Below are 20900 nucleotides of genomic sequence, written 5' to 3'. Positions count from 1 at the left end.
GCCTCCTAAATATATTAGCAAGGATGTTGTCATATTTTTTATTAAGCCTTCCACTCTGGACAGGCTGTTGGTCTGAATACCCTGTCGGCGTATTCTCTCTGACCTGATAATAAAATGAGGTCGGTAATCTTCTTTTCAAGAGCAAAATCAAAAAAAACTTCACAAGAAAAATCTTAATCGGAAGTTTATTAATCTCATTATTCGATAAATGCGCTGCTATAACTTACACTTAGATAAATTCACGTCACAAGACTGAATCTTTCACCATAGGAACTGTCTGTAAGGTGGTGTAAAAATTTATGTCAAATTCTGGCATTGGTAGTGGGTTGAACCTTGTAACCTGTAACTCCCCGGTATAATGAGAGCTGAAAAAAACAATGAAAAATACAGTTATCCCTTTTGTTACCGGCTGTTCGCTGCTTTTGTCCGGCGGCTGCTCCAGTATTATGACGCACACTAGCAGCAGTCAGGGCTATTACTCCGGCACTGAAGCCAATGTGGCGATGCTCAAAGACGATAATACTGGTTGGGCGCTGCGGCCACTGCTCGCGGTGGATTTACCGTTTTCAGCGGTGATGGATACTCTGCTCCTGCCCTATGATTACTTGCGTTCCGACAACGAAGACAAAATGGCTAACTCCCCACGCGAGCGCATCCGCCAGTCCGAAGCGCAGAATCAGTCAGCAGCTCACCCCACAGACACACCAGTACAATGATTTAGCCTACATTGACGGTAAAGATTTGCGCTAATCCGTCAATTTCCCGCATAAAGGCCACTTTGGTGCCATCGGGCGAAAATACCACCGCGTCTGACATGGGTGCAACAGCACTCCGCGCGGTCAATTGCCGCAATTGACCGGTTGTACTATCACACTGCATCACACTGTTATCACACACAAATGCCAGGCTGTGCCCTTGTGGGTGCCAACTGAATGCCGACTGAATCCCCCCCTCCGTGAATGTCAGTTGCCGTGGTTCACCACCATTGGGTGAAACCAGCCACAACTGCGCCACACCCTCATCATCTTTCATTAAACAAGCAATGGCACTGCCGTCGGGTGAGGTTCGCAGCCAATGCCGCGGGCTGGTCGCCAGCCCTGGGAAACGCCGCTCAGCCGTAAAGGTTAACCGCCGTTGCCTGACGCCTGCGGGTGGGGCTGGCATGGTGGTTTGAGTTCCCTCCAATGGATCTTCGCCAGCACGAGCATAATCCCGGTCATGCTCTGGTAAATCAGCAATAAAGATTTCCGGAATTTTTTCGCCCTGCGCCGAAAGCGTATCGCCAATAAATACCAATGCCCAGCGCTGGCGAGTACCGTCGGTTTTCAGATAACCCAGCGAGCCAATCCAACCCTCTTCATAAGCACGGTTTATTTGGTCACTACCCGCCAGGGGCGTAGGGGTCGTTCGAGTCACTAACACACAGAAATGACTGCCATCATATTCACGCGGATGTTGCTTTGGCGGATTAACACCATGCAGAGGCAAGGCTACGCCCACGTTGCGGCAATCCAGTGCGGGGTCTTGTTCGTGCAACACATGGTCGTTATAGGTAAAACTCAGGCGACTGCCATCAGGACTGAAAACATGCACATGGCTGCCTCCGCGCAACGCGCCGGGAGTAAAGGGCGGCGTGATATCCATGGCATCCAATGTGACCGCCAGCTCTCTGTCTGGCTCAGTGACAATCACCCCTCGCCGGTGATGGAAATCATAATGCCAGTGACTATCTGGGTGTTCCGGGCCATGAATAAACACATAGCGTGCTGGATTATCAGGACTCACGGTCACCACACCGACATAGGCACCATGCTGAGCGCGATAAATAACTTCAATCTCACCGGTGATGCAATTAACCCGCTCAATGGTTAAACCACTAAACGTACTGCCATTAGGCCGCACATCATATGCCAGCCATTGACTATCGGGCGTCCAAACATTGATGTTGGTGAGCTGATGACCTCTGGGATCAAAGGTGAGTTGCTGTTCCGGTGTGGAATCGCATTTTTGCATGTTCATGCTATCAACTCTTTTATGTTAGGTTGCAAATAACGTTTTTTTGCTAAATCTGTATGTCATTATGGCATACAGATTGTCTGAGGGCTGCCCGCAGTTTGTTGTAAGTAATCTATTGAAAAATAAAAATATAAAGGAACCGATATGAACACCTTATTCGATGCTATCAAAGAGGCCCACCAGACATTACGCCCACAGGTGAGGGTAACACCACTGGAATATAGCCCACTGCTGTCCCAGCATAGTGGTTGCGAGATCTATCTCAAATGTGAGCATCTACAACACACCGGTTCCTTTAAATTTCGCGGAGCCAGTAACAAACTGCGTTTATTAACTGACGAGCAACGCCAACGCGGCGTGATCACCGCATCTACCGGCAATCACGGCCAGGCCATGGCGCTGGCGGGAAAATTGGCAGGAGTGAAGGCCACCATTTATGCGCCAGAGCAGGCAGCTGCCATCAAATTAGAAGCTATTCGCGCGCTGGGAGGAGATGTGGTTCTGATTCCGGGGGATGCCTTAAATGCAGAACTGGCAGCGGATAGTGCCGCGCAACAACAAGGTAAAATCTATATCTCCCCTTATAACGACCGGCAGATTATTGCCGGACAAGGGACTTGTGGCATGGAAATGGTTGAACAACAGCCCGATCTGGATGCGGTATTTGTGGCGGTCGGCGGCGGTGGATTGATTTCCGGTATCGCCACTGTGCTGAAGAAACTCTCGGATAAAACTCAGATTATTGGGTGTTGGCCAGCCAACGCCACCAGTATGTATACCAGCCTGGAAAATGGCCAAATTCAAGAAGTCGCAGAGCAAGAGACTCTGTCCGATGGTACTGCCGGTGGTGTAGAACCGGGAGCAATAACCTTTGCACTTTGCCAGCAATTAATTGACCAGAAAGTGCTGGTGAGTGAACAGGAAATCAAAGATGCCATGCGGCTCATTGCCCGCACCGACCGCTGGATGATTGAAGGTGCTGCCGGTGTAGCCCTGGCCGCAGCACTAAAGCTGGCACCGCGCTGGCAAGGCAAAAAGGTAGCCGTGGTGCTATGCGGCAAGAATATTGTGCTGGAAAAGTACCTGGGAGCAGTTAGTGCATGATTATTCTTAATAAGCAGCAGATTCTCGACAAATTCGATGCTGATACCGTCACGTTACTGCTTAAAGCAGGGTTTATCGCGTTTAGTCAAAAACAGGTACAGATGCCACCGGTGCAGCATTTAGTATTTGAACAAGCAGAGGGCGATTGTTGTATTAAAAGTGGCTATTTGCAGGGCGATAGCCAATTTGTAGTGAAGGTCTCAAGTGGTTTTTATCATAACCCGGCTCAAGGACTGGCCAGTAATCAGGGGCTAATGATGGCATTTTCTGCCCAGACCGGTGAGCCACAGGCATTATTACTCGATGAGGGCTGGTTAACTGCGCTGCGCACCGCATTGGCCGGGCGCATTGTGGCCGAGCTGTGTGCACCACAGCATATCCGCGCTATCGGTATCGTCGGTACGGGTATGCAAGCGCGGTTGCACCTTATGTATCTGAAAAGCGTGATTTCGTGTCGTCAGCTATGGGTTTGGGGTCGCAGTGAAACTGCATTAGAAGAGTACCGCCAATACGCCCAGACGGAAGGTTTTGAAGTCAATACCACCTTGGATGCTGCGGAGTTAGGCCACCACTGCCAGTTTATTGTCACCACCACCCCTAGCCGGGAAGCTATTTTGCATGCTGCTGATATCCAGCCCGGAACACACATTACCGCCGTCGGAGCTGATGGCGCAGGTAAACATGAACTGACACCGGAGCTGGTGGCAAAAGCTGATAAAATCTTGGTAGATTCATGGGCGCAATGCACTGAATTTGGTGAAATTTCATCCGCATTTCAACAACGACTATTAGCGCATCATACCTTAACCGAAATGGGTACAGTTTTAGCTCAGGGCGTATCTTTCAGAGACAATGATCAGCAGATTACCTTAGCGGATTTAACCGGATTAGGGATTCAGGATGTGCAAATAGTGAAAGGGATTCTGGAATAGCCTGGTGATATTACGTCAGAGCCGATGAAAAACGCAGAGAATGCATGGTCGCGAAAATATCAGGAGAAAGCATAATGAAAATAGCTGCATTCGATATTGGCGGAACTTCGCTGAAAATGGGCATTGTTTCATCCGAAGGTAAAATTCTGGTGCAGGATAAAGCGGCAATACAGAATAGTGATGGTGACCAAATACTGGCCGAAATACTACGCTGGCTCGACCTGCAACACGGTTACGAAGGCATTGCCATCAGCGTCCCTGGGTACGTCAATCCATTCACTGGTTTGATTACCAATGGCGGGTCAATTCGCAGATTTGATCACTTTAACCTGAAGGTTTGGCTAGAACAGCAGTATAACTTACCTGTAAGCATCGAAAATGATGCTAATTGTGCATTACTGGCAGAAAAATGGTTGGGAAAAGCGCGTCAGTTAAATGACTTTCTCTGTTTGACCATCGGCACCGGTATTGGCGGTGGAATTTTCTCTAATGGTAGCCTGGTTCGTGGCGGACATTTCCGCGCTGGTGAATTTGGTTATATGTTTAGCTCACGGCCTGAAGCGGAACGCCCTGGCAGCTATACAATGAACGAAACCTCTACCTTACTGGTATTACGTAAACGTTATGCCGAAAAAATAAATCGCCCGGTTGAATCAGTCACTGGCGAAGAGATATTCAGTGGCTATGATAATGGCTGCTCCATTTGCCGACGTCTGGTAGATGCTTTTTATAATGATATTTGTGCGGGCATATATAACTTGGTTTATCTTTTTGATCCAACACACATTTTTATTGGTGGCGGAATTACCGAAAGAGAGACATTCCTGGATGAATTAAATAGCCAGCTGAATTGGTTTGATATCAAGGATACTGTTATTGATACGACAACTCATAAGAATAACTCAGGAATATTAGGCGCTGTGTATCATTTTCATCAAACTCACAAAGCCCCATAATATTGACTAGTCGCCATTAAGAATATTGGTTTACAGATCGGACTAGCCAATTTAAGGTCCACAATATGTGGCTTTAAATTGGCTGTTACAACGAAACTGACTACCGTCAAAACTCAGAGCACATACTTTTCAATAGCCATTGCCACACCGTCTTCACCATTGGTGCCCGTTACAAACTGCGCGATCTCTTTCAGTTCAGGAATGGCATTGCCCATCGCAACACCAACACCGGCGTAATTAACCATCGCGATATCATTACCCTGATCGCCCAGGGCCATGATATTTTCCTGTGCGATACCTAAATGGTCAGCCAGCATTTTCACCCCAGTCCCCTTATCAACCCGTTTACTCAAAATTTCCAGGTAGAAAGGGGCACTTTTCATGATAGTGAAACGTTCAAAGGCTTCCGCTGGCATCAGTGCTAAGGCGTGATCCAGTTTTTCTGGCTCATCAATCATCATCACTTTCGGGAAGCGCAAGGTGGGATCCATCTCTTCTACCGCACGGTATTTCAATGGAATACCGGTCAGCATCACTTCATGCAGCGTATACTTGCTGATGTCTTTATTAGCGGTATATAGAGTATCAAAATCAAAAGCCTGAAAACTGACCCCCATTTCTCGCGACAAGGCTTCGAAATAAAGATAATCCTCAAAACTGAGGGTTTCTTGCAAAATACACTCACCCGTGGCCGCTTTTTGTACTAATGCACCGTTATTACTGATGCAATAATCGCCACTGTTTTCCATATTCAGTTCACGTAAATAACGCTGGACCCCGATATAAGGCCGCCCCGTGGCCAATACCACGCAGACCCCTTTCGCCCGGGCAGCATCAATAGCCTGCTTTACTCGTGGGGTAATTTCATGCTGCGCATTCAGCAACGTGCCGTCCATATCGATAGCAATTAATTCAATAGCCATAGGTCCTCACATTTATATAGCGAATGGCTAATGCTAACGCGATTCAGCGCTCAAATGCTAGTAAGTCCGTGTACTGCACAAGTGCCATCAGCCATGATAAGACAAAAAAAAGCCCAGTAGCAGTTTCCCGCTCTGGGCTTTTCTATCTAATCAATAAGATACCTGATTAGATATCGATATTTGCTGCTCGCAACGCATTCTCTTCGATAAAGGCACGACGAGGTTCAACCGCATCGCCCATCAAAGTGGTAAACAACTGGTCTGCCGCAATCGCATCTTTCACCATCACCCGCAACATACGGCGGCTGGTTGGATCCATAGTGGTTTCCCACAGTTGCTCTGGGTTCATTTCACCCAGACCTTTATAGCGCTGGATTGCCAGGCCACGACGCGACTCTTTAACCAACCAGTCAAGTGCATCTTCGAAGCTGGAAACCGGCACACGGCGCTCACCACGTTCAACAAAAGCACCTTCTTCGATTAAGCCGCGCAACTTGTCGCCCAACAGACAGATCTTGCGATATTCACCACCGTGGATGAAATCGAAGTCCAGATCATAATCGGTATCAACCCCGTGGGTACGAATACGCAATACCGGCTCAAACAACTGGCGTTCACGGTTTTCGCGCACCACTGAACTGTAGCTACTGCCATGCTGTTCTTTCTCATTTAGCATGACCACCAGCGAATCAATCCATTGCGTTACCGCCTCTTTATCGCTCAAATCCTCTTCTTTCAGGGTTGGCTGATAAATCAGGTTATTCAGTAAAGCACGCGGATAACGACGTTCCATACGAGCAATAGTTTTCTGGACGCTGTAGTGCTCGGCAACCAGTTTCTCCAGATGTTCGCCCACCAGCGGTGGTGCATCGGCATTGATATGCAGAGCCGCGCCATCCAGTGCCAGAGTCATCTGATACTGCTCCATCGCGTCATCATCTTTGATGTATTGCTCTTGTTTCCCTTTTTTCACTTTATACAGTGGCGGCTGAGCGATAAACACATGACCACGCTCAATAATTTCCGGCATCTGACGGTAGAAGAAGGTCAACAATAACGTACGGATGTGAGAACCATCCACGTCGGCATCGGTCATGATAATGATATTGTGATAACGCAATTTATCCGGGTTATATTCATCCCGTCCAATACCACAACCCAATGCGGTGATCAGTGTTGCCACTTCCTGCGAAGAAAGCATTTTGTCAAAGCGCGCTTTCTCGACGTTCAGAATTTTACCTTTCAGCGGCAAAATAGCCTGATTTTTACGGTTACGGCCTTGTTTCGCAGAGCCGCCTGCTGAGTCCCCTTCCACTAAGTAGAGTTCGGACAATGCTGGGTCACGTTCCTGACAGTCAGCCAGTTTGCCTGGTAAGCCAGCCAAATCCAGCGCACCTTTACGGCGCGTCATTTCACGGGCTTTACGCGCAGCTTCACGAGCACGGGCCGCGTCAATAATTTTGCCAACCACGATTTTGGCGTCAGTTGGGTTTTCCAGCAAATACTCAACCAGCTTCTCGTTCATCAGCGTTTCGACCGCAGTTTTTACCTCAGAAGAGACCAGTTTATCTTTGGTCTGTGAGGAGAATTTAGGGTCTGGCACTTTCACGGAAACCACAGCAATCAAGCCTTCACGGGCATCATCACCGGTCGCACTGATTTTCGCTTTTTTACTGTAACCTTCTTTATCCATGTAGCTGTTCAGGGTACGAGTCATCGCCGTACGGAACCCGACTAAGTGAGTCCCCCCATCGCGCTGTGGAATGTTGTTGGTGAAACAGTAAATATTTTCCTGGAAACCATCGTTCCACTGCAATGCCACTTCCACACCGATATCATCTTTCATGGTGGAGAAATAGAACACTTTCGGGTGGATCGGGTTTTTGTTTTTGTTCAGATACTCAACAAACGCTTTGATACCACCTTCATAATGGAAGTGGTCTTCTTTGTCGTTACGTTTATCTCTCAGCTTGATGGAAACCCCGGAGTTCAGGAACGACAGCTCACGCAGACGTTTTGCCAGGATTTCATATTGGAATTCGGTGTTATTGGTGAACGTCTGGAAACTTGGCCAGAAACGCACGGTTGTCCCGGTCTGATCGGTTTCGCCCACCACTTTCAATGGTGCCTGCGGCACACCCATCTTGTAAGTTTGCTCGTGAACTTTACCTTCACGGCGAATCACCAGCTCCAGTTTTTCAGACAGGGCGTTAACAACGGATACACCTACGCCATGCAAGCCACCGGAAACTTTGTACGAGTTATCGTCAAACTTACCGCCAGCATGCAACACGGTCATGATGACCTCTGCGGCTGATACCCCTTCCTCGTCATGCATACCGGTTGGGATACCACGGCCATCATCCTGTACAGAAACAGAGTTATCCGAGTGGATGGTGACGATAATTTCTTTACAGTGGCCAGCGAGGGCTTCGTCGATAGCGTTGTCCACAACCTCGAATACCATGTGGTGCAGACCGGTACCGTCATCAGTATCACCGATATACATGCCCGGACGCTTACGAACCGCATCCAGCCCTTTTAATACCTTGATACTTGAGGAGTCATAAGTATTCGACATCAACGTTTCTCGCTCATTTTTAATCCTGTGGTTGAACCTCTATTTTGCCATGTTCCACGCGGAACATCTTGCCCTTTTCGCCTACCATGTCAGCCACTTGTTCAGCACTCACTGCGCTGACAAAAACCTGTGCCTGGGTAGCTTTTAAACGCTCGGCCAATAAACGACGACGGCCGGTGTCTAATTCGGAAGCAAAATCGTCAAGCAGATACAGGCAACGCCGCCCGCTCTGTCGGGTGAGAAACTCACCCTGCGCTAACCGCAGTGCGCACATCAGCAATTTTAGCTGACCACGCGATAGCAAATCTTCTACCGGCGTACCATCGGCCCGAATGCGAAAATCCGCTTTATGTGGCCCGACGGCGGTATAAGTTAGCGCTCTGTCACGCTCAAACTGGCGTTCCAACAACTCACCATAGTCACTCTCTTTATCCCAACCGCGCTGAAAAGAGAAACTCAGGGCGAACTCTGGCAGGAACAGGGCGCATGTGGCTGAGATATCTGCCGCAATTGCGTCACTGTATGCCGCCCGCCACTCACTAATGCGCTCAGCCAGCGGGATAATTTCCTGATCCCAGGCCCGGATTTGCGCATAGCGACTCACCTGGCGCAGCGCGGCGTTGCGCTGCTTAAGTAATCTTTTCAGATTGCTCCAGGCCATAAAAAAACCGGGTTCATTATGAAAGCAACCCCAGTCTAAAAAGGCACGCCGAAATTTTGGCCCACCATTCAATAAGGTAAACCCTTCGGGAGTAATCAGCTGCATCGGTAGCAGTTGTGCCAATTCAGCCACTTTATGACCATCAGTGCCATCAATACGCACTTTGGTATCACCTTGCCGGCTTTTACTCAGCCCTACGGATGATTCACGCTCATTCGCATCAACCCGACCATGCAGCACAAATTCGGCACATTCGTGACGAATCACGCGGCCTGCCTGCAAACTACGAAAAGCGCGGCCATGACCCAGGGTATAAATCGCCTCCAACACACTGGTTTTACCGCTGCCGTTGGGGCCAACTAAAAAATTAAACCCCGACGCCAGTGCCAAGTCTGCCGATTCGATATTGCGAAAATCTTTAATTAATAAACGCGTCAGAGCCATGCTTTACAAACGCATTGGCATGACAACATAAGCCGCAGCCTGGCTGGCACCATCTTCAATCTGCACACTGGAGACCGAGTCGGTAAGTAATAGGCTAACATCTTCGCACTTGAGCGCATTCAGCACATCAAGCACATAGCTGACGTTGAAACCGATCTCCATTTCCGCCCCATCGTAGCTAACATCGAGGATCTCTTCCGCTTCTTCCTGTTCCGGGTTGTTAGCGGTGATCTTAAGCTGATTTTGGCTTACATAGAGCCGAACGCCACGAAACTTTTCGTTGGACAAAATAGCTGCACGAGCAAAGGCTTGTTTCAGCAAATCACAGCTTGCTTTCAGTGTCTTATCCGGATTTTTTGGCAATACGCGACGATAGTCTGGGAAGCGCCCATCAACCAGCTTAGAGGTGAAAATAAAATCACCCACATGCGCACGGATATTGTTGCTACCAATTTGCAGGCGCAACGGCGTATCACCACCATCCAGTAATCTGACCAACTCCATCACGCCTTTACGCGGCACGATCACCGAATGTGACGGTAATGTCTGGCCAATTGGCATAGCGCAAACAGCCAGACGGTGACCATCAGTTGCGACGGTGCGCAGCTCTTCGCCTTCAGTCTCAAACAGCATACCGTTCAAGTAATAGCGCACATCCTGATGAGCCATCGAGAACTGTGTGGACTCAATCAGACGCTTCAATGTGGCTTGCGGTAAGGTGAATTCGACTTCACTTTGCCAATCATCCAAATTCGGGAAATCTGCCGCTGGCAAGGTAGATAGCGAGAAGCGACTGCGGCCAGAGCGCACCAGCAGACGGTCACCATCGAGTGCGACGGTAATTTCTGCACCTTCCGGCAAACCACGCCAGATATCAAAAAACTTCCGGGCAGGTACAGTGGTCGCACCCTGCTCATGGGGATGAGACAGCGCCACGCGCGCAACCATCTCCATTTCCAGATCGGTACCGGTCAGCAGCAATGAGCCTTCCGTGACTTGTAGCAACAAGTTACCCAAGATTGGCAACGTAGGACGTCCACCCAGCGGGCTACTGACCTGTTGCAGCGGTTTTAGCAGATGCTCACGTTCAATGATAAATTTCATAGCGCTAGGAGGATAATGTTCTGATTAAGTTAGAGAAATCTTCTTTGATGTCGTGACTCTCTTCACGCAATTGTTCAATCTTGCGGCAAGCATGCAACACCGTGGTATGGTCGCGGCCACCAAACGCATCGCCGATTTCAGGCAGGCTGTGGTTGGTTAGCTCTTTCGCCAATGCCATCGCCATTTGGCGTGGGCGGGCCACCGAACGGGAACGCCGTTTGGAGAGCAGGTCTGCGACCTTAATTTTATAATATTCTGCGACAGTCTTTTGAATATTATCGATAGTAACCAGCTTTTCCTGCAATGCCAGTAAGTCACGCAGAGCTTCGCGAACAAAATCAATGGTGATGGCCCGCCCGGTAAAATTGGCATTGGCGATCACACGATTCAATGCCCCTTCCAGCTCACGAACGTTGGAACGCAGACGCTTGGCAATAAAGAACGCGACCTCACCCGGCAAGCGAATATCGTTTTCATCCGCTTTCTTCATCAAAATCGCAACGCGGGTTTCCAGTTCCGGCGGCTCAATCGCCACCGTCAGGCCCCAGCCAAAGCGCGATTTCAAACGATCTTCAACCCCATTGATCTCTTTTGGATAGCGATCTGAGGTCAGAATGATTTGCTGATTACCTTCCAGCAAGGCATTAAAGGTGTGGAAAAACTCTTCCTGGGAACGCTCTTTATTGGCAAAGAACTGAATATCATCGATTAATAATGCATCAACCGAGCGATAATAACGTTTAAACTCTTCTATTGCATTGTTTTGCAAGGCTTTGACCATATCTTGCACAAAACGCTCAGAATGCATGTAAACCACTTTAGCATTGGCTTTACGAGCTATGATGCCATTTCCCACAGCATGTAACAGGTGAGTTTTACCTAAACCTGTACCGCCATAAAGGAATAACGGGTTATACGCACCACCCGGATTATCTGCAACCTGACGCGCAGCTGCACGAGCCAATTGGTTCGATTTACCTTCAACGAAGTTATCAAATGTGTGCTTAGGGTTCACATTCGAACGGTAAGACAGTTCAGGTTGAGCAGGCGAACTATCCCAGCTCGGGCGCACAGGTGCACTGCGGGTAACCGGAGCAACAGGCGCACTAACGCTGGCTGTAACTGGATGACTGTGTGCTCTTACCGCAGGTTTACTCCCCACTTCAAAACGCAGTAAGGGAACCTCGCTGCCACAGAAATCATTAAGCAAGCCATTGATATTGTTTAAGTACTTATCACGGACCCAGTCCAGTACAAAACGATTAGGTGCGTAAAGCGCCAGAGTATTGTCACTCAGTTCCGCCTGTAAGGGGCGTATCCACATACTAAATTCTGTGGCAGGTAACTCATCCTGCAATCGGGCAAGACACTGCTGCCAAAGCGAAAGTGACACGGCGGACTCCACTCGAACAAGATCAATAAAAGAAAGAAATCAGGATTTTTTGTAACTCATCGTTTTTGACACACGCCAATATGGCCTGTAGCAAGCCAAAGTGACATGCGAACCGTTTTTCGGTTGTTTTACGACTAACATCCCCCCACGATCTCGGAGTAATGATCCCAGAGTAGTGGATGTGATCGGAATGGCGGATCATAGCGCAAAAGGAGCAATAGATCCTCCCCTTCCTCACAGATTAGATCCTTTTTATCCACAGGCCATAACTTCTGCAGAGAGTGTAACCTGCCGCACAGCTTTTCGTGACCTTCTACCGCCACGATCTGGGGATATTTCAGAATTTACTGGTATCACCAGCCCTTTTCCTGCCACTGATCCCTATTAATCTACCCAGGATCACACTGCGATCCTTGCGATTTATCAGGGAGTCCGTATAATCCTCAGCCCTACGTGTGATGCCTGTTCTCTTGATGGCCTAGGTCAAAAAGAAAGCAGCGGTGAACACGGACAGGCTCTTGGTAAACTCCCGGTACAGAAAACTTCTGTGCGGGCGAGCGCAATGTCAATTGACTCAGGACTGTACAATTATTACAATCCCGCTTCTTTATATGTTGCGATTGAGGCGTCGGTGTCTTCACTCCGAGCAGCCAAACGCGTTTACTGAATCAGTAATTATTTTAAGTTTAGGTAGAAATCGCTATGAAACGCACTTTCCAACCGTCCGTATTGAAGCGCAACCGTAGCCACGGTTTCCGTGCTCGTATGGCCACCAAAAATGGTCGTCAAGTTCTGGCTCGCCGTCGTGCGAAAAGCCGTTCTCGTCTGACTGTTTCTAAGTAATAAAAGCTAACCATCTAAGTGGTTAAGCTAGCATTTCCTAGGGAGTTACGTTTGTTAACTCCCAGTCATTTCACTTTCGTCTTCCAGCAGCCACAACGGGCTGGCACGCCGCAAATCACCATCCTCGGCCGCCTGAACGAGCTGGGGCATCCCCGCATCGGTCTTACCGTCGCCAAAAAACATGTCAAACGTGCTCATGAACGTAATCGGATCAAGCGATTAGCTCGCGAAAGTTTCCGGTTGCATCAACATACGTTACCGTCTATGGATTTTGTCGTTTTGGTGAAAAAGGGTGTGGCTGACCTCGATAACCGTGCGTTGACGGAGGCTTTGGAAAAATTATGGCGTCGCCACTGTCGCCAGGCTCCCGCATCCTGATCGGGCTAATCAGGGGCTATCAGCTTGTGATTAGTCCGCTGTTGGGGCCGCGCTGTCGTTTCCATCCGACATGCTCTCATTACGGAATTGAGGCATTAAGCCGGTTTGGTATGATAAAAGGCAGTTGGTTAACACTGAAACGCGTATTAAAATGCCACCCTTTGAACCCAGGTGGCGATGATCCCGTGCCGCCGAAACCCGACGATAACAGAGAACACTAACGATGGATTCGCAACGCAATCTTCTACTCATCGCTCTGCTGTTCGTGTCTTTCATGATCTGGCAAGCCTGGCAAGTGGACAACAATCCACAACCAGCCTCTCAGACCACGCAACAGACTGCGAATACTGCTACCGGTGATAAAGCAAGCCAGGCCGTGCCAGGCAGTGGTCAGGGTCAACTGATTACTGTAAAAACTGATGTGCTGTCTCTGACCATTAATACCCGTGGCGGTGACATCGAGCAGGCTAACCTGTTGGCTTACCCGGATGCTCTGGGTTCAGATAAAACTTTCGAATTACTGGAAACCACCCCTGCGTTCATTTACCAGGCGCAAAGTGGTCTCACAGGTAAAAGCGGCCCGGACAATCCAGCTAATGGTGAGCGCCCACTGTTCGAAGTGCCTCAAACCAGCTTTGTATTAGCTGATGGCCAGGACGAACTGCGTATTCCGTTGACCTTCACCGGCAAAGATGGCTCCGTTTTCACCAAGACTTTTGTGTTGAAACGTAATGACTACGCCATCGGTGTGGACTATCACGTTAAAAATGCCTCTGCTGCCCCGCTGGAACTGACGCTGTTTGGCCAGTTAAAGCAAAGCATCAACTTGCCTAAACACCGTGATACTGGCAGCAATAACTTTGCGCTGCATACTTATCGTGGTGCGGCTTACTCTTCTGATGAAACTAAATATAAAAAATATAGCTTTAGTGATATCGAAGATAAGAGCCTGGACATCACCACTAAAGGCGGCTGGGTTGCGATGTTGCAGCAATATTTTGCAACCGCGTGGATCCCAGCAGCTAACGAAACCAACACCTTCTACTCCGCTGACTTGGGTAACGGTTTGGCTGCTATCGGCTTTAAAGGTGCACCGGTCGTTATTCAGCCAGGTGAGCAGAAACAACTGGGTGCCACCTTGTGGGTTGGCCCAGAAATTCAGGACAAAATGGCTGCTATCGCGCCACATCTTGACCTGACTGTTGACTATGGTTGGTTATGGTTTATCTCTCAGCCACTGTTCAAACTGTTGAAATTCATTCACAGCTTTGTCGGTAACTGGGGCTTCTCCATCATCGTTATTACCTTTATCGTGCGTGGTATCATGTACCCGCTGACTAAAGCGCAATACACCTCGATGGCGAAAATGCGTTTGCTACAGCCTAAACTGGCTGCCATGCGTGAGCGTATCGGCGACGATAAGCAGCGTATGAGTCAGGAAATGATGGCGTTGTACAAAGCTGAGAAGGTTAATCCGCTGGGTGGCTGCTTACCGCTGGTCATTCAGATGCCAATCTTCCTGGCGTTGTACTACATGTTGATGAGTTCCGTTGAGTTGCGTCATGCGCCATTCATCTTGTGGATTCATGACTTGTCAGCGCAAGATCCGTACTACATTCTGCCAATTCTGATGGGTATCACCATGTACTTCATTCAGAAGATGTCACCGACTACCGTGACTGACCCGATGCAGCAGAAAATCATGACCTTCATGCCAGTTATCTTCACAGTGTTCTTCCTGTGGTTCCCGGCCGGTCTGGTTCTGTACTATATCGTCAGTAACCTGGTGACCATCCTGCAACAGCAGTTGATCTACCGTGGTCTGGAAAAACGTGGTTTACACAGCCGCGATAAGAAAAAACAGTCTTAACATGATAGATACCCCAAGTCATTGGAGTAACAGCTAGATACCCAAGCCACTGGCATAGGTCAGTGACTTGGGGGAGCAGCTAACAACGCTGTAACTTCAAATACGAAGGGTATATGAGGCGGTCATAATTATATGACCGCCTTATTCTTTTAAAGAGAGGCATAACCATGAGCACCACTGATACTATCGTGGCACAAGCAACACCTCCAGGCCGTGGTGGCGTTGGTATTTTACGTGTTTCAGGTCGTGCTGCCGCCACGGTTGCACAAGCAGTTTTGGGGAAATTACCCAAGCCACGCTATGCCGATTACCTACCGTTTAAAGATGTTGATGGCAGTACTTTAGACCAAGGTATCGCGCTCTACTTTCCCGGCCCGAACTCCTTCACTGGCGAAGACGTACTAGAGCTGCAAGGTCATGGCGGCCCCGTTATACTGGATTTACTATTAAAACGCATTCTGGCTCTGCCAGGGCTGCGTATCGCACGCCCAGGAGAGTTCTCGGAGCGAGCATTCTTAAACGACAAGCTGGATCTGGCACAAGCAGAAGCTATTGCTGATCTCATTGACGCCAGCTCAGAGCAAGCAGCTCGCTCAGCCGTGAATTCATTACAGGGCGCATTTTCAGTCCGTATCCATCAATTGGTGGAAGCACTTACTCACTTGCGAATCTACGTCGAAGCTGCGATTGACTTCCCAGATGAAGAAATTGATTTCCTGTCTGATGGCAAGATTGAAGGTCAGTTGAATGGGGTGATGGCAGATTTGGAACAAGTGCGCACTGAAGCTCGACAAGGTAGTTTGCTGCGCGAAGGGATGAAAGTGGTCATTGCCGGCCGGCCGAATGCCGGAAAATCAAGTTTACTCAATGCGTTAGCGGGCCGTGAAGCCGCAATTGTCACCGATATTGCTGGCACGACTCGTGATGTGTTGCGAGAACATATTCATATCGATGGGATGCCATTGCATATCATTGATACAGCAGGCCTACGGGAAGCCAGTGACGAAGTTGAGCGCATTGGTATCGAACGTGCGTGGCATGAGATTGAACAAGCTGATCGGGTGCTATTTATGGTTGATGGCACCACCACCGACGCCACTGAACCGGCGGCTATCTGGCCAGAGTTTATGGCACGCTTGCCTGCTACATTGCCGATCACCGTGGTACGCAATAAAGCTGACATTACAGGTGAAACCTTAGGCCTGACCGAAGTAAATGGTCACTCACTAATTCGCTTGTCAGCCCGAACCGGTGAAGGCATTGACCTGCTGCGTAACCATCTCAAACAGAGTATGGGCTTTACCAGCAACACCGAAGGCGGTTTCCTGGCCCGCCGCCGTCATTTGCAAGCGCTGGAAACAGCCGCACAGCATCTGGCACAAGGTCACGAACAGTTAGTAAGCGCTTACGCTGGTGAGTTACTGGCGGAAGAATTACGTTTAGCACAACAGTCATTGAGCGAAATTACCGGTGAATTTAGCTCTGATGACTTACTGGGGCGGATTTTCTCCAGTTTCTGTATTGGAAAATGAGTGTGATGCCATAGAGGCATTTTGATAAGCTTGCTCTATGAGTCTGAACCGTCCATCAATCTGAACACGGCTCAAACACTTAACTATATCTATAAACCTGAGGTTTCCATGATTATAAAACCACGTGTACGCGGCTTTATCTGTGTGACTGCTCATCCGGCGGGCTGTGAAGCTAACGTCAAAAAGCAAATCGACTATGTCACCGCAGAAGGCCCAATCGCTAACGGCCCAAAAAGAGTATTAGTGATTGGTGCGTCAACTGGGTACGGGCTGGCAGCCCGCATTACAGCAGCATTTGGTTGTGGTGCCGATACACTGGGTGTGTTCTTTGAGCGTCCGGGTGAAGAAGGCAAACCAGGCACCTCTGGTTGGTACAACAGCGCCGCATTCCATAAATTTGCCGAGCAAAAAGGCCTGTACGCGAAAAGTATCAATGGCGATGCTTTCTCCGATGAGATTAAACGTCTGACGATTGAAGCCATCAAGCAAGATTTGGGTCAGGTTGATCAAGTCATCTACAGCCTGGCTTCACCGCGCCGTACTCACCCAAAAACTGGTGAAGTGTTTAACTCAACACTGAAGCCAATTGGGCATGAAGTTAAGTTCCGTGGCCTTGATACCGATAAAGAAGTTATCAAAGAAGCGGTGCTGCAACCGGCGACTCAAGAAGAGATCGACAACACTGTCGCGGTAATGGGTGGTGAAGACTGGCAGATGTGGATTGATGCGCTGCTGGAAGCTGGCGTGTTGGCCGAAGGTGCACAAACTACTGCGTTCACCTATCTGGGCGAAAAAATCACCCATGATATCTATTGGAACGGCTCTATTGGCGCGGCCAAGAAGGACTTGGATCAAAAAGTTCTGGCGATCCGCGATAGCTTGTCTGCCCATGGCGGTGGTGACGCGCGTGTTTCAGTATTGAAAGCGGTTGTCACTCAGGCCAGCTCTGCAATTCCAATGATGCCACTGTATCTGTCACTGTTATTCAAAGTGATGAAAGAGAAAGGCACTCATGAGGGTTGCATCGAGCAGGTTTATTCACTGTATAAAGATAGTCTGTGTGGTAACACACCACATATGGACCAGGAAGGTCGTCTGCGTGCAGATTACAAAGAACTGGCTCCTGAAGTTCAAAATCAGGTACAGCAGTTGTGGGATCAGGTGACCAACGACAATATTTATCAGTTAACCGATTTCACCGGCTATAAAACTGAGTTCTTAAATCTGTTCGGTTTCGCTATCGACGGTGTGGACTATGAAGCCGATGTTAACCCTGTAGTGAAGATTCCTAATTTAATTCAGGGCTAAACTCAGGTTTATACCGAGACAGCCCGCTGTGTATTATGCAGCGGGTTGTTAATCTACTCATCGCGTGCCCCTCGTTATTCCATCCGGATATACCCTCTCTTTATCCTATATATCGATAATAGATAAGCTAAGTCTATATTCTTCGTTTACGGATAACCCAACAGCCTGCAACCTTGTGAATAAACTCCTCTTTAGAGTTTTAATTAATATTTATTCCACAGGGAAATGATGATGAAAATGCGTTCGCTGGCAATAGCCTTATCTGGTTTAATTATTTTAACTTCACTGAATGCCCATAGTGAGGAGAAGAAAATCATTAAATTAGGGTTTAATCCTGGCCCTTATAAAGAGCAATTTGAGAAAGGAGTAGCACCTTATCTCATAAAGAAAGGCTACAGCGTAGAATATAAAGACTTCAATGATGGGATTCAGGTCAATAACGCCGTCAGCACCGGTGAAATTGATGGCAACATCATGCAGCATCCCATTTATCTGCAAGCGATAAATGAGCGCTTACGAATTGATAATACAGGGATTGTTCAGGTTCCAACCCCACCGATGGGTCTCTATTCTAATAAGCATAAAAAAGAAGATAAGCCCAAAGATGGTGCATGGATTTCAGTCCCAAACCAGCCCTCAAACGAATACCGGGCAGCGCTGTTACTGCAATCTATTGGCTGGATAAAACTGAAAGAAAAAATTGATCCGGCCACCTTCTCGCAAAAAGACATTGCAGAAAACCCTTATCATTTGGTCATCAAAGAAATGGATAACGCTCAACAAGTCAGAGCATTACCTGATGTCGATTACGGTGCTATCCAAGGCAATTTTGCGGTTTCGAATGGAATAAAACTGACTTCTGCCCTGCAACTTGAAAAACCCACCACTCAGTTTGTTAATGTAGTGACCGTTGCCGGTAAAAATAAAGATTCCGAGTTTGCCAAAGATATTATTGCAGGATATCACTCTCCTGAATTCAAAAAATATATTCTGGAAAACGAGAAGTACACAGGTTATATGCTGCCTGATTATCTAAACTAATGGAATAACAGATGATTGAGCTTCAGCATATTTCTAAAACCTTTGAACGTAAAGGTATAAAACTACAGGCACTTAATGATGTTAATTTAACTGTCGAGGATGGCGATATATTTGGCATCATTGGCTACAGCGGTGCAGGGAAAAGTACCTTATTACGGATGGTCAACTCGCTGGAAAGCCCAACAGCCGGAAATGTCATTATTGATGGCAAGAACCTGCATGATTTCAGCCAAGAGCAACTCCGGTTATTGAAAAAAAATATTGGCATGATATTCCAGAACTTTAATTTACTGGAATCAAAGACCGTTTTAAAAAACGTCGCGATGCCACTTATTTTATTAGGGAAAAACAAAAAATTCATTCAGGAACGTGTCGCTGAACTGTTGGATTTTGTCGGACTGGGGGATAAAAGTCACAGTTTTCCTAACGAATTATCAGGCGGGCAGAAGCAACGGGTCGGCATTGCCCGTGCATTGGCAACTAATCCATCTATTCTGCTGTGTGATGAGGCCACCTCATCGCTAGACCCCCAAACTACTGCTCAAATTTTGCTATTACTGAAGAAGATAAATCAGCAATACAATATTACGGTTTTGCTGATTACTCATGAAATGTCCGTCATCCAAAAAATCTGTAATAAGGTGGCGGTCATGGAAAACGGCCAAATTATTGAGCAAGGTTCAGTATTGACGGTGTTTGGTCATCCAACTCATCCTACAACCATTAACTTTGTTCGTACCGTTATCAAAGATAGCTTACCCGAGAGCGTAAAAAAACTATTGGATAATAGTCATGCTGGCCGCCAGTTCCGCCTGGCATTTATCGGAGCGATAGCTACCCAACCGGTAATCAACCAGCTAATTAGGAAATACGATATTGGCGTCAATATTCTGTTTGCCAATATGTCAGAAATACAAGACACCACATTGGGCCATATGGTGCTGTTATTAACCGGCGAGAATCACACCATTGATAGCGCTGTTAATTATCTGGCAGGAACAGGAATTGATATACAGGAAATAAATTGATGATCGAAACCGCAATTACGTTAGACCAATTCGTCCAGGCGCTACACGACACCTTGGTTATGGTCAGCATTTCATTGGTGATCGGTTCCCTTATTGGTATTCCTTTAGGCATTTTACTGGTTGTGACCCGGCCGGGCGGATTAATTAAGAACCGCACTTTTTATAATATTCTTAATCCCATCATCAATATCATCCGATCACTGCCTTTTATTATTTTGATGGTGGCGATTATCCCGCTCACCCGCCTTATTGTGAATACCACCATAGGAACACCGGGGGCGATTGTACCGCTGATTATTTTTATCGCACCCTATATTGGCCGCTTGGTAGAAAACTCACTGCTGGATGTCAATCCAGGTATTTTGGAAGCGGCGAAATCTATGGGGGCCACCCCATTACAAGCCATTTGGTATTTTTTACTGCCCGAAGCCCTGTCATCTTTAATATTGGCGTTAACCACAGCTACCATTGGTTTGATTGGCGCCACAGCGATGGCAGGTACAGTAGGAGGTGGAGGGATTGGTGATTTAGCCATTACTTATGGTTATCAGCGCTTTGATACTTTCGTCACGGTGACCACGGCTATTGTATTGATTATCACCGTGCAGTTAATCCAATCACTGGGAAATTTATTTGCCAGTAAAATTCGCCGTGAGTCATAGATAACCCCCCTGTAAGCTAGACAGAGGGGATTCAGATAGCTAACAAGTCAAATGAAGGGGAAACGTGCCGTTGGGGTCGTAGTGGCGTGAGCCACCGAAGCGCCCCTAGGTACGGTCACCCCTT

General features: G+C 47.9%; 19 protein-coding genes. 13 read left to right on the top strand and 6 right to left on the bottom strand.

Annotated features, from left to right (window positions below; all coding sequences use genetic code 11):
• The first annotated feature begins 377 nt into the window (after positions 1-377).
• Positions 378-716: a YceK/YidQ family lipoprotein gene (locus FTB31_RS12080; protein WP_050078753.1), complete on the top strand. Its 339-nt coding sequence runs from the start codon at positions 378-380 to the stop codon at positions 714-716.
• 1 nt (position 717) lies between these two features.
• Here FTB31_RS12080 and FTB31_RS12075 read toward each other — a convergent pair whose 3' ends face one another.
• Positions 718-2019, bottom strand: coding sequence for a DUF3748 domain-containing protein (locus tag FTB31_RS12075; protein WP_050078752.1), 1302 nt, complete (start codon positions 2017-2019; stop codon positions 718-720).
• 141 nt (positions 2020-2160) lie between these two features.
• On the opposite strand from FTB31_RS12075, the gene FTB31_RS12070 reads away from it, so the two are divergent.
• The 3 genes from FTB31_RS12070 to FTB31_RS12060 all read left to right on the top strand — a co-directional run bounded on the left by FTB31_RS12070 (position 2161) and on the right by FTB31_RS12060 (position 5008).
• Positions 2161-3120, top strand: a complete 960-nt coding sequence (locus tag FTB31_RS12070; RefSeq protein WP_227720107.1) for a threonine/serine dehydratase — start codon at positions 2161-2163, stop codon at positions 3118-3120.
• Positions 3117-4052, top strand: coding sequence for an ornithine cyclodeaminase family protein (locus FTB31_RS12065; protein WP_227720106.1), 936 nt, complete (start codon positions 3117-3119; stop codon positions 4050-4052). The genes FTB31_RS12070 and FTB31_RS12065 overlap by 4 nt, the downstream gene beginning before the upstream one ends.
• A gap of 74 nt (positions 4053-4126) precedes the next feature.
• Complete coding sequence (locus FTB31_RS12060; protein WP_050078749.1) at positions 4127-5008, top strand: ROK family protein; 882 nt, start codon at positions 4127-4129, stop codon at positions 5006-5008.
• Between the two features lie 113 nt (positions 5009-5121).
• Here the strand turns inward: FTB31_RS12060 and yidA are convergent, their stop codons facing one another.
• From yidA to dnaA, 5 genes are all read right to left on the bottom strand, one after another.
• Positions 5122-5931 carry a sugar-phosphatase gene (yidA, locus tag FTB31_RS12055; protein WP_227720105.1) on the bottom strand — a complete coding sequence of 270 codons (810 nt, stop codon included), beginning with the start codon at positions 5929-5931 and terminating at the stop codon, positions 5122-5124.
• Between the two features lie 166 nt (positions 5932-6097).
• The gene (gene gyrB, locus FTB31_RS12050) at positions 6098-8512 is read right to left on the bottom strand and encodes a DNA topoisomerase (ATP-hydrolyzing) subunit B (RefSeq protein WP_050078747.1); all 2415 of its coding nucleotides are present in this window, start codon (positions 8510-8512) and stop codon (positions 6098-6100) included.
• A gap of 19 nt (positions 8513-8531) precedes the next feature.
• A complete protein-coding gene (gene recF / locus FTB31_RS12045; RefSeq protein ID WP_019081463.1) occupies positions 8532-9617 on the bottom strand; it encodes a DNA replication/repair protein RecF in 1086 nt (361 codons plus the stop codon).
• A gap of 3 nt (positions 9618-9620) precedes the next feature.
• Positions 9621-10721 carry a DNA polymerase III subunit beta gene (gene dnaN / locus FTB31_RS12040; RefSeq protein ID WP_005161099.1) on the bottom strand — a complete coding sequence of 367 codons (1101 nt, stop codon included), beginning with the start codon at positions 10719-10721 and terminating at the stop codon, positions 9621-9623.
• Positions 10722-10725: 4 nt separating this feature from the next.
• Positions 10726-12114: a chromosomal replication initiator protein DnaA gene (gene dnaA, locus FTB31_RS12035; protein WP_050162778.1), complete on the bottom strand. Its 1389-nt coding sequence runs from the start codon at positions 12112-12114 to the stop codon at positions 10726-10728.
• A gap of 702 nt (positions 12115-12816) precedes the next feature.
• Between dnaA and rpmH the strand changes: the two genes are divergently transcribed.
• The 9 genes from rpmH to FTB31_RS11990 all read left to right on the top strand — a co-directional run bounded on the left by rpmH (position 12817) and on the right by FTB31_RS11990 (position 20776).
• Positions 12817-12957 (top strand): 50S ribosomal protein L34, encoded by a 141-nt coding sequence (gene rpmH / locus FTB31_RS12030; RefSeq protein WP_002220736.1) that lies wholly within the window; start codon positions 12817-12819, stop codon positions 12955-12957.
• Between the two features lie 18 nt (positions 12958-12975).
• Complete coding sequence (gene rnpA, locus FTB31_RS12025; RefSeq protein WP_005161101.1) at positions 12976-13335, top strand: ribonuclease P protein component; 360 nt, start codon at positions 12976-12978, stop codon at positions 13333-13335.
• Positions 13299-13556 (top strand): membrane protein insertion efficiency factor YidD, encoded by a 258-nt coding sequence (gene yidD, locus FTB31_RS12020; protein WP_005161103.1) that lies wholly within the window; start codon positions 13299-13301, stop codon positions 13554-13556. Before rnpA ends, yidD begins: the two co-directional genes overlap by 37 nt.
• Positions 13557-13558: 2 nt before the next feature.
• Positions 13559-15205 (top strand): membrane protein insertase YidC, encoded by a 1647-nt coding sequence (gene yidC / locus FTB31_RS12015; protein ID WP_050078744.1) that lies wholly within the window; start codon positions 13559-13561, stop codon positions 15203-15205.
• 167 nt (positions 15206-15372) lie between these two features.
• Positions 15373-16737, top strand: coding sequence for a tRNA uridine-5-carboxymethylaminomethyl(34) synthesis GTPase MnmE (mnmE, locus tag FTB31_RS12010; RefSeq protein ID WP_005175133.1), 1365 nt, complete (start codon positions 15373-15375; stop codon positions 16735-16737).
• Positions 16738-16845: 108 nt separating this feature from the next.
• Positions 16846-18045: an enoyl-ACP reductase FabV gene (gene fabV, locus FTB31_RS12005; protein ID WP_174848281.1), complete on the top strand. Its 1200-nt coding sequence runs from the start codon at positions 16846-16848 to the stop codon at positions 18043-18045.
• Positions 18046-18276: 231 nt separating this feature from the next.
• Complete coding sequence (locus FTB31_RS12000; RefSeq protein WP_227731407.1) at positions 18277-19086, top strand: MetQ/NlpA family ABC transporter substrate-binding protein; 810 nt, start codon at positions 18277-18279, stop codon at positions 19084-19086.
• An 11-nt stretch (positions 19087-19097) separates the two neighbouring features.
• Entirely contained in the window at positions 19098-20114 is a 1017-nt protein-coding gene (locus FTB31_RS11995; RefSeq protein WP_227731406.1) for a methionine ABC transporter ATP-binding protein, read from the top strand.
• Positions 20114-20776 carry a methionine ABC transporter permease gene (locus tag FTB31_RS11990; RefSeq protein WP_019084191.1) on the top strand — a complete coding sequence of 221 codons (663 nt, stop codon included), beginning with the start codon at positions 20114-20116 and terminating at the stop codon, positions 20774-20776. The genes FTB31_RS11995 and FTB31_RS11990 overlap by 1 nt, the downstream gene beginning before the upstream one ends.
• Positions 20777-20900: the final 124 nt, after the last annotated feature.

Source organism: Yersinia proxima (genome assembly GCF_902170785.1).
GTDB classification, from domain to species: Bacteria; Pseudomonadota; Gammaproteobacteria; order Enterobacterales; family Enterobacteriaceae; genus Yersinia; species Yersinia proxima.
Note: the sequence above shows the minus strand (reverse complement) of the source record. Positions and strands in the feature narration are given on the sequence as shown.

What these genes read in the sequence shown, in the direction of transcription:
- FTB31_RS12000 (WP_227731407.1), top strand. Translation starts at nt 18,277, where the DNA reads ATGAAAATGCGTTCGCTGGCAATAGCCTTATCTGGTTTAATTATTTTA.
- rpmH (WP_002220736.1), top strand. Translation starts at nt 12,817, where the DNA reads ATGAAACGCACTTTCCAACCGTCCGTATTGAAGCGCAACCGTAGCCAC.
- FTB31_RS11990 (WP_019084191.1), top strand. Translation starts at nt 20,114, where the DNA reads ATGATCGAAACCGCAATTACGTTAGACCAATTCGTCCAGGCGCTACAC.
- FTB31_RS11995 (WP_227731406.1), top strand. Translation starts at nt 19,098, where the DNA reads ATGATTGAGCTTCAGCATATTTCTAAAACCTTTGAACGTAAAGGTATA.
- FTB31_RS12075 (WP_050078752.1), bottom strand. Translation starts at nt 2,019, where the DNA reads ATGAACATGCAAAAATGCGATTCCACACCGGAACAGCAACTCACCTTT.
- gyrB (WP_050078747.1), bottom strand. Translation starts at nt 8,512, where the DNA reads ATGTCGAATACTTATGACTCCTCAAGTATCAAGGTATTAAAAGGGCTG.
- yidA (WP_227720105.1), bottom strand. Translation starts at nt 5,931, where the DNA reads ATGGCTATTGAATTAATTGCTATCGATATGGACGGCACGTTGCTGAAT.
- mnmE (WP_005175133.1), top strand. Translation starts at nt 15,373, where the DNA reads ATGAGCACCACTGATACTATCGTGGCACAAGCAACACCTCCAGGCCGT.
- fabV (WP_174848281.1), top strand. Translation starts at nt 16,846, where the DNA reads ATGATTATAAAACCACGTGTACGCGGCTTTATCTGTGTGACTGCTCAT.
- dnaN (WP_005161099.1), bottom strand. Translation starts at nt 10,721, where the DNA reads ATGAAATTTATCATTGAACGTGAGCATCTGCTAAAACCGCTGCAACAG.
- recF (WP_019081463.1), bottom strand. Translation starts at nt 9,617, where the DNA reads ATGGCTCTGACGCGTTTATTAATTAAAGATTTTCGCAATATCGAATCG.
- FTB31_RS12070 (WP_227720107.1), top strand. Translation starts at nt 2,161, where the DNA reads ATGAACACCTTATTCGATGCTATCAAAGAGGCCCACCAGACATTACGC.
- FTB31_RS12080 (WP_050078753.1), top strand. Translation starts at nt 378, where the DNA reads ATGAAAAATACAGTTATCCCTTTTGTTACCGGCTGTTCGCTGCTTTTG.
- yidC (WP_050078744.1), top strand. Translation starts at nt 13,559, where the DNA reads ATGGATTCGCAACGCAATCTTCTACTCATCGCTCTGCTGTTCGTGTCT.
- yidD (WP_005161103.1), top strand. Translation starts at nt 13,299, where the DNA reads ATGGCGTCGCCACTGTCGCCAGGCTCCCGCATCCTGATCGGGCTAATC.
- FTB31_RS12060 (WP_050078749.1), top strand. Translation starts at nt 4,127, where the DNA reads ATGAAAATAGCTGCATTCGATATTGGCGGAACTTCGCTGAAAATGGGC.
- FTB31_RS12065 (WP_227720106.1), top strand. Translation starts at nt 3,117, where the DNA reads ATGATTATTCTTAATAAGCAGCAGATTCTCGACAAATTCGATGCTGAT.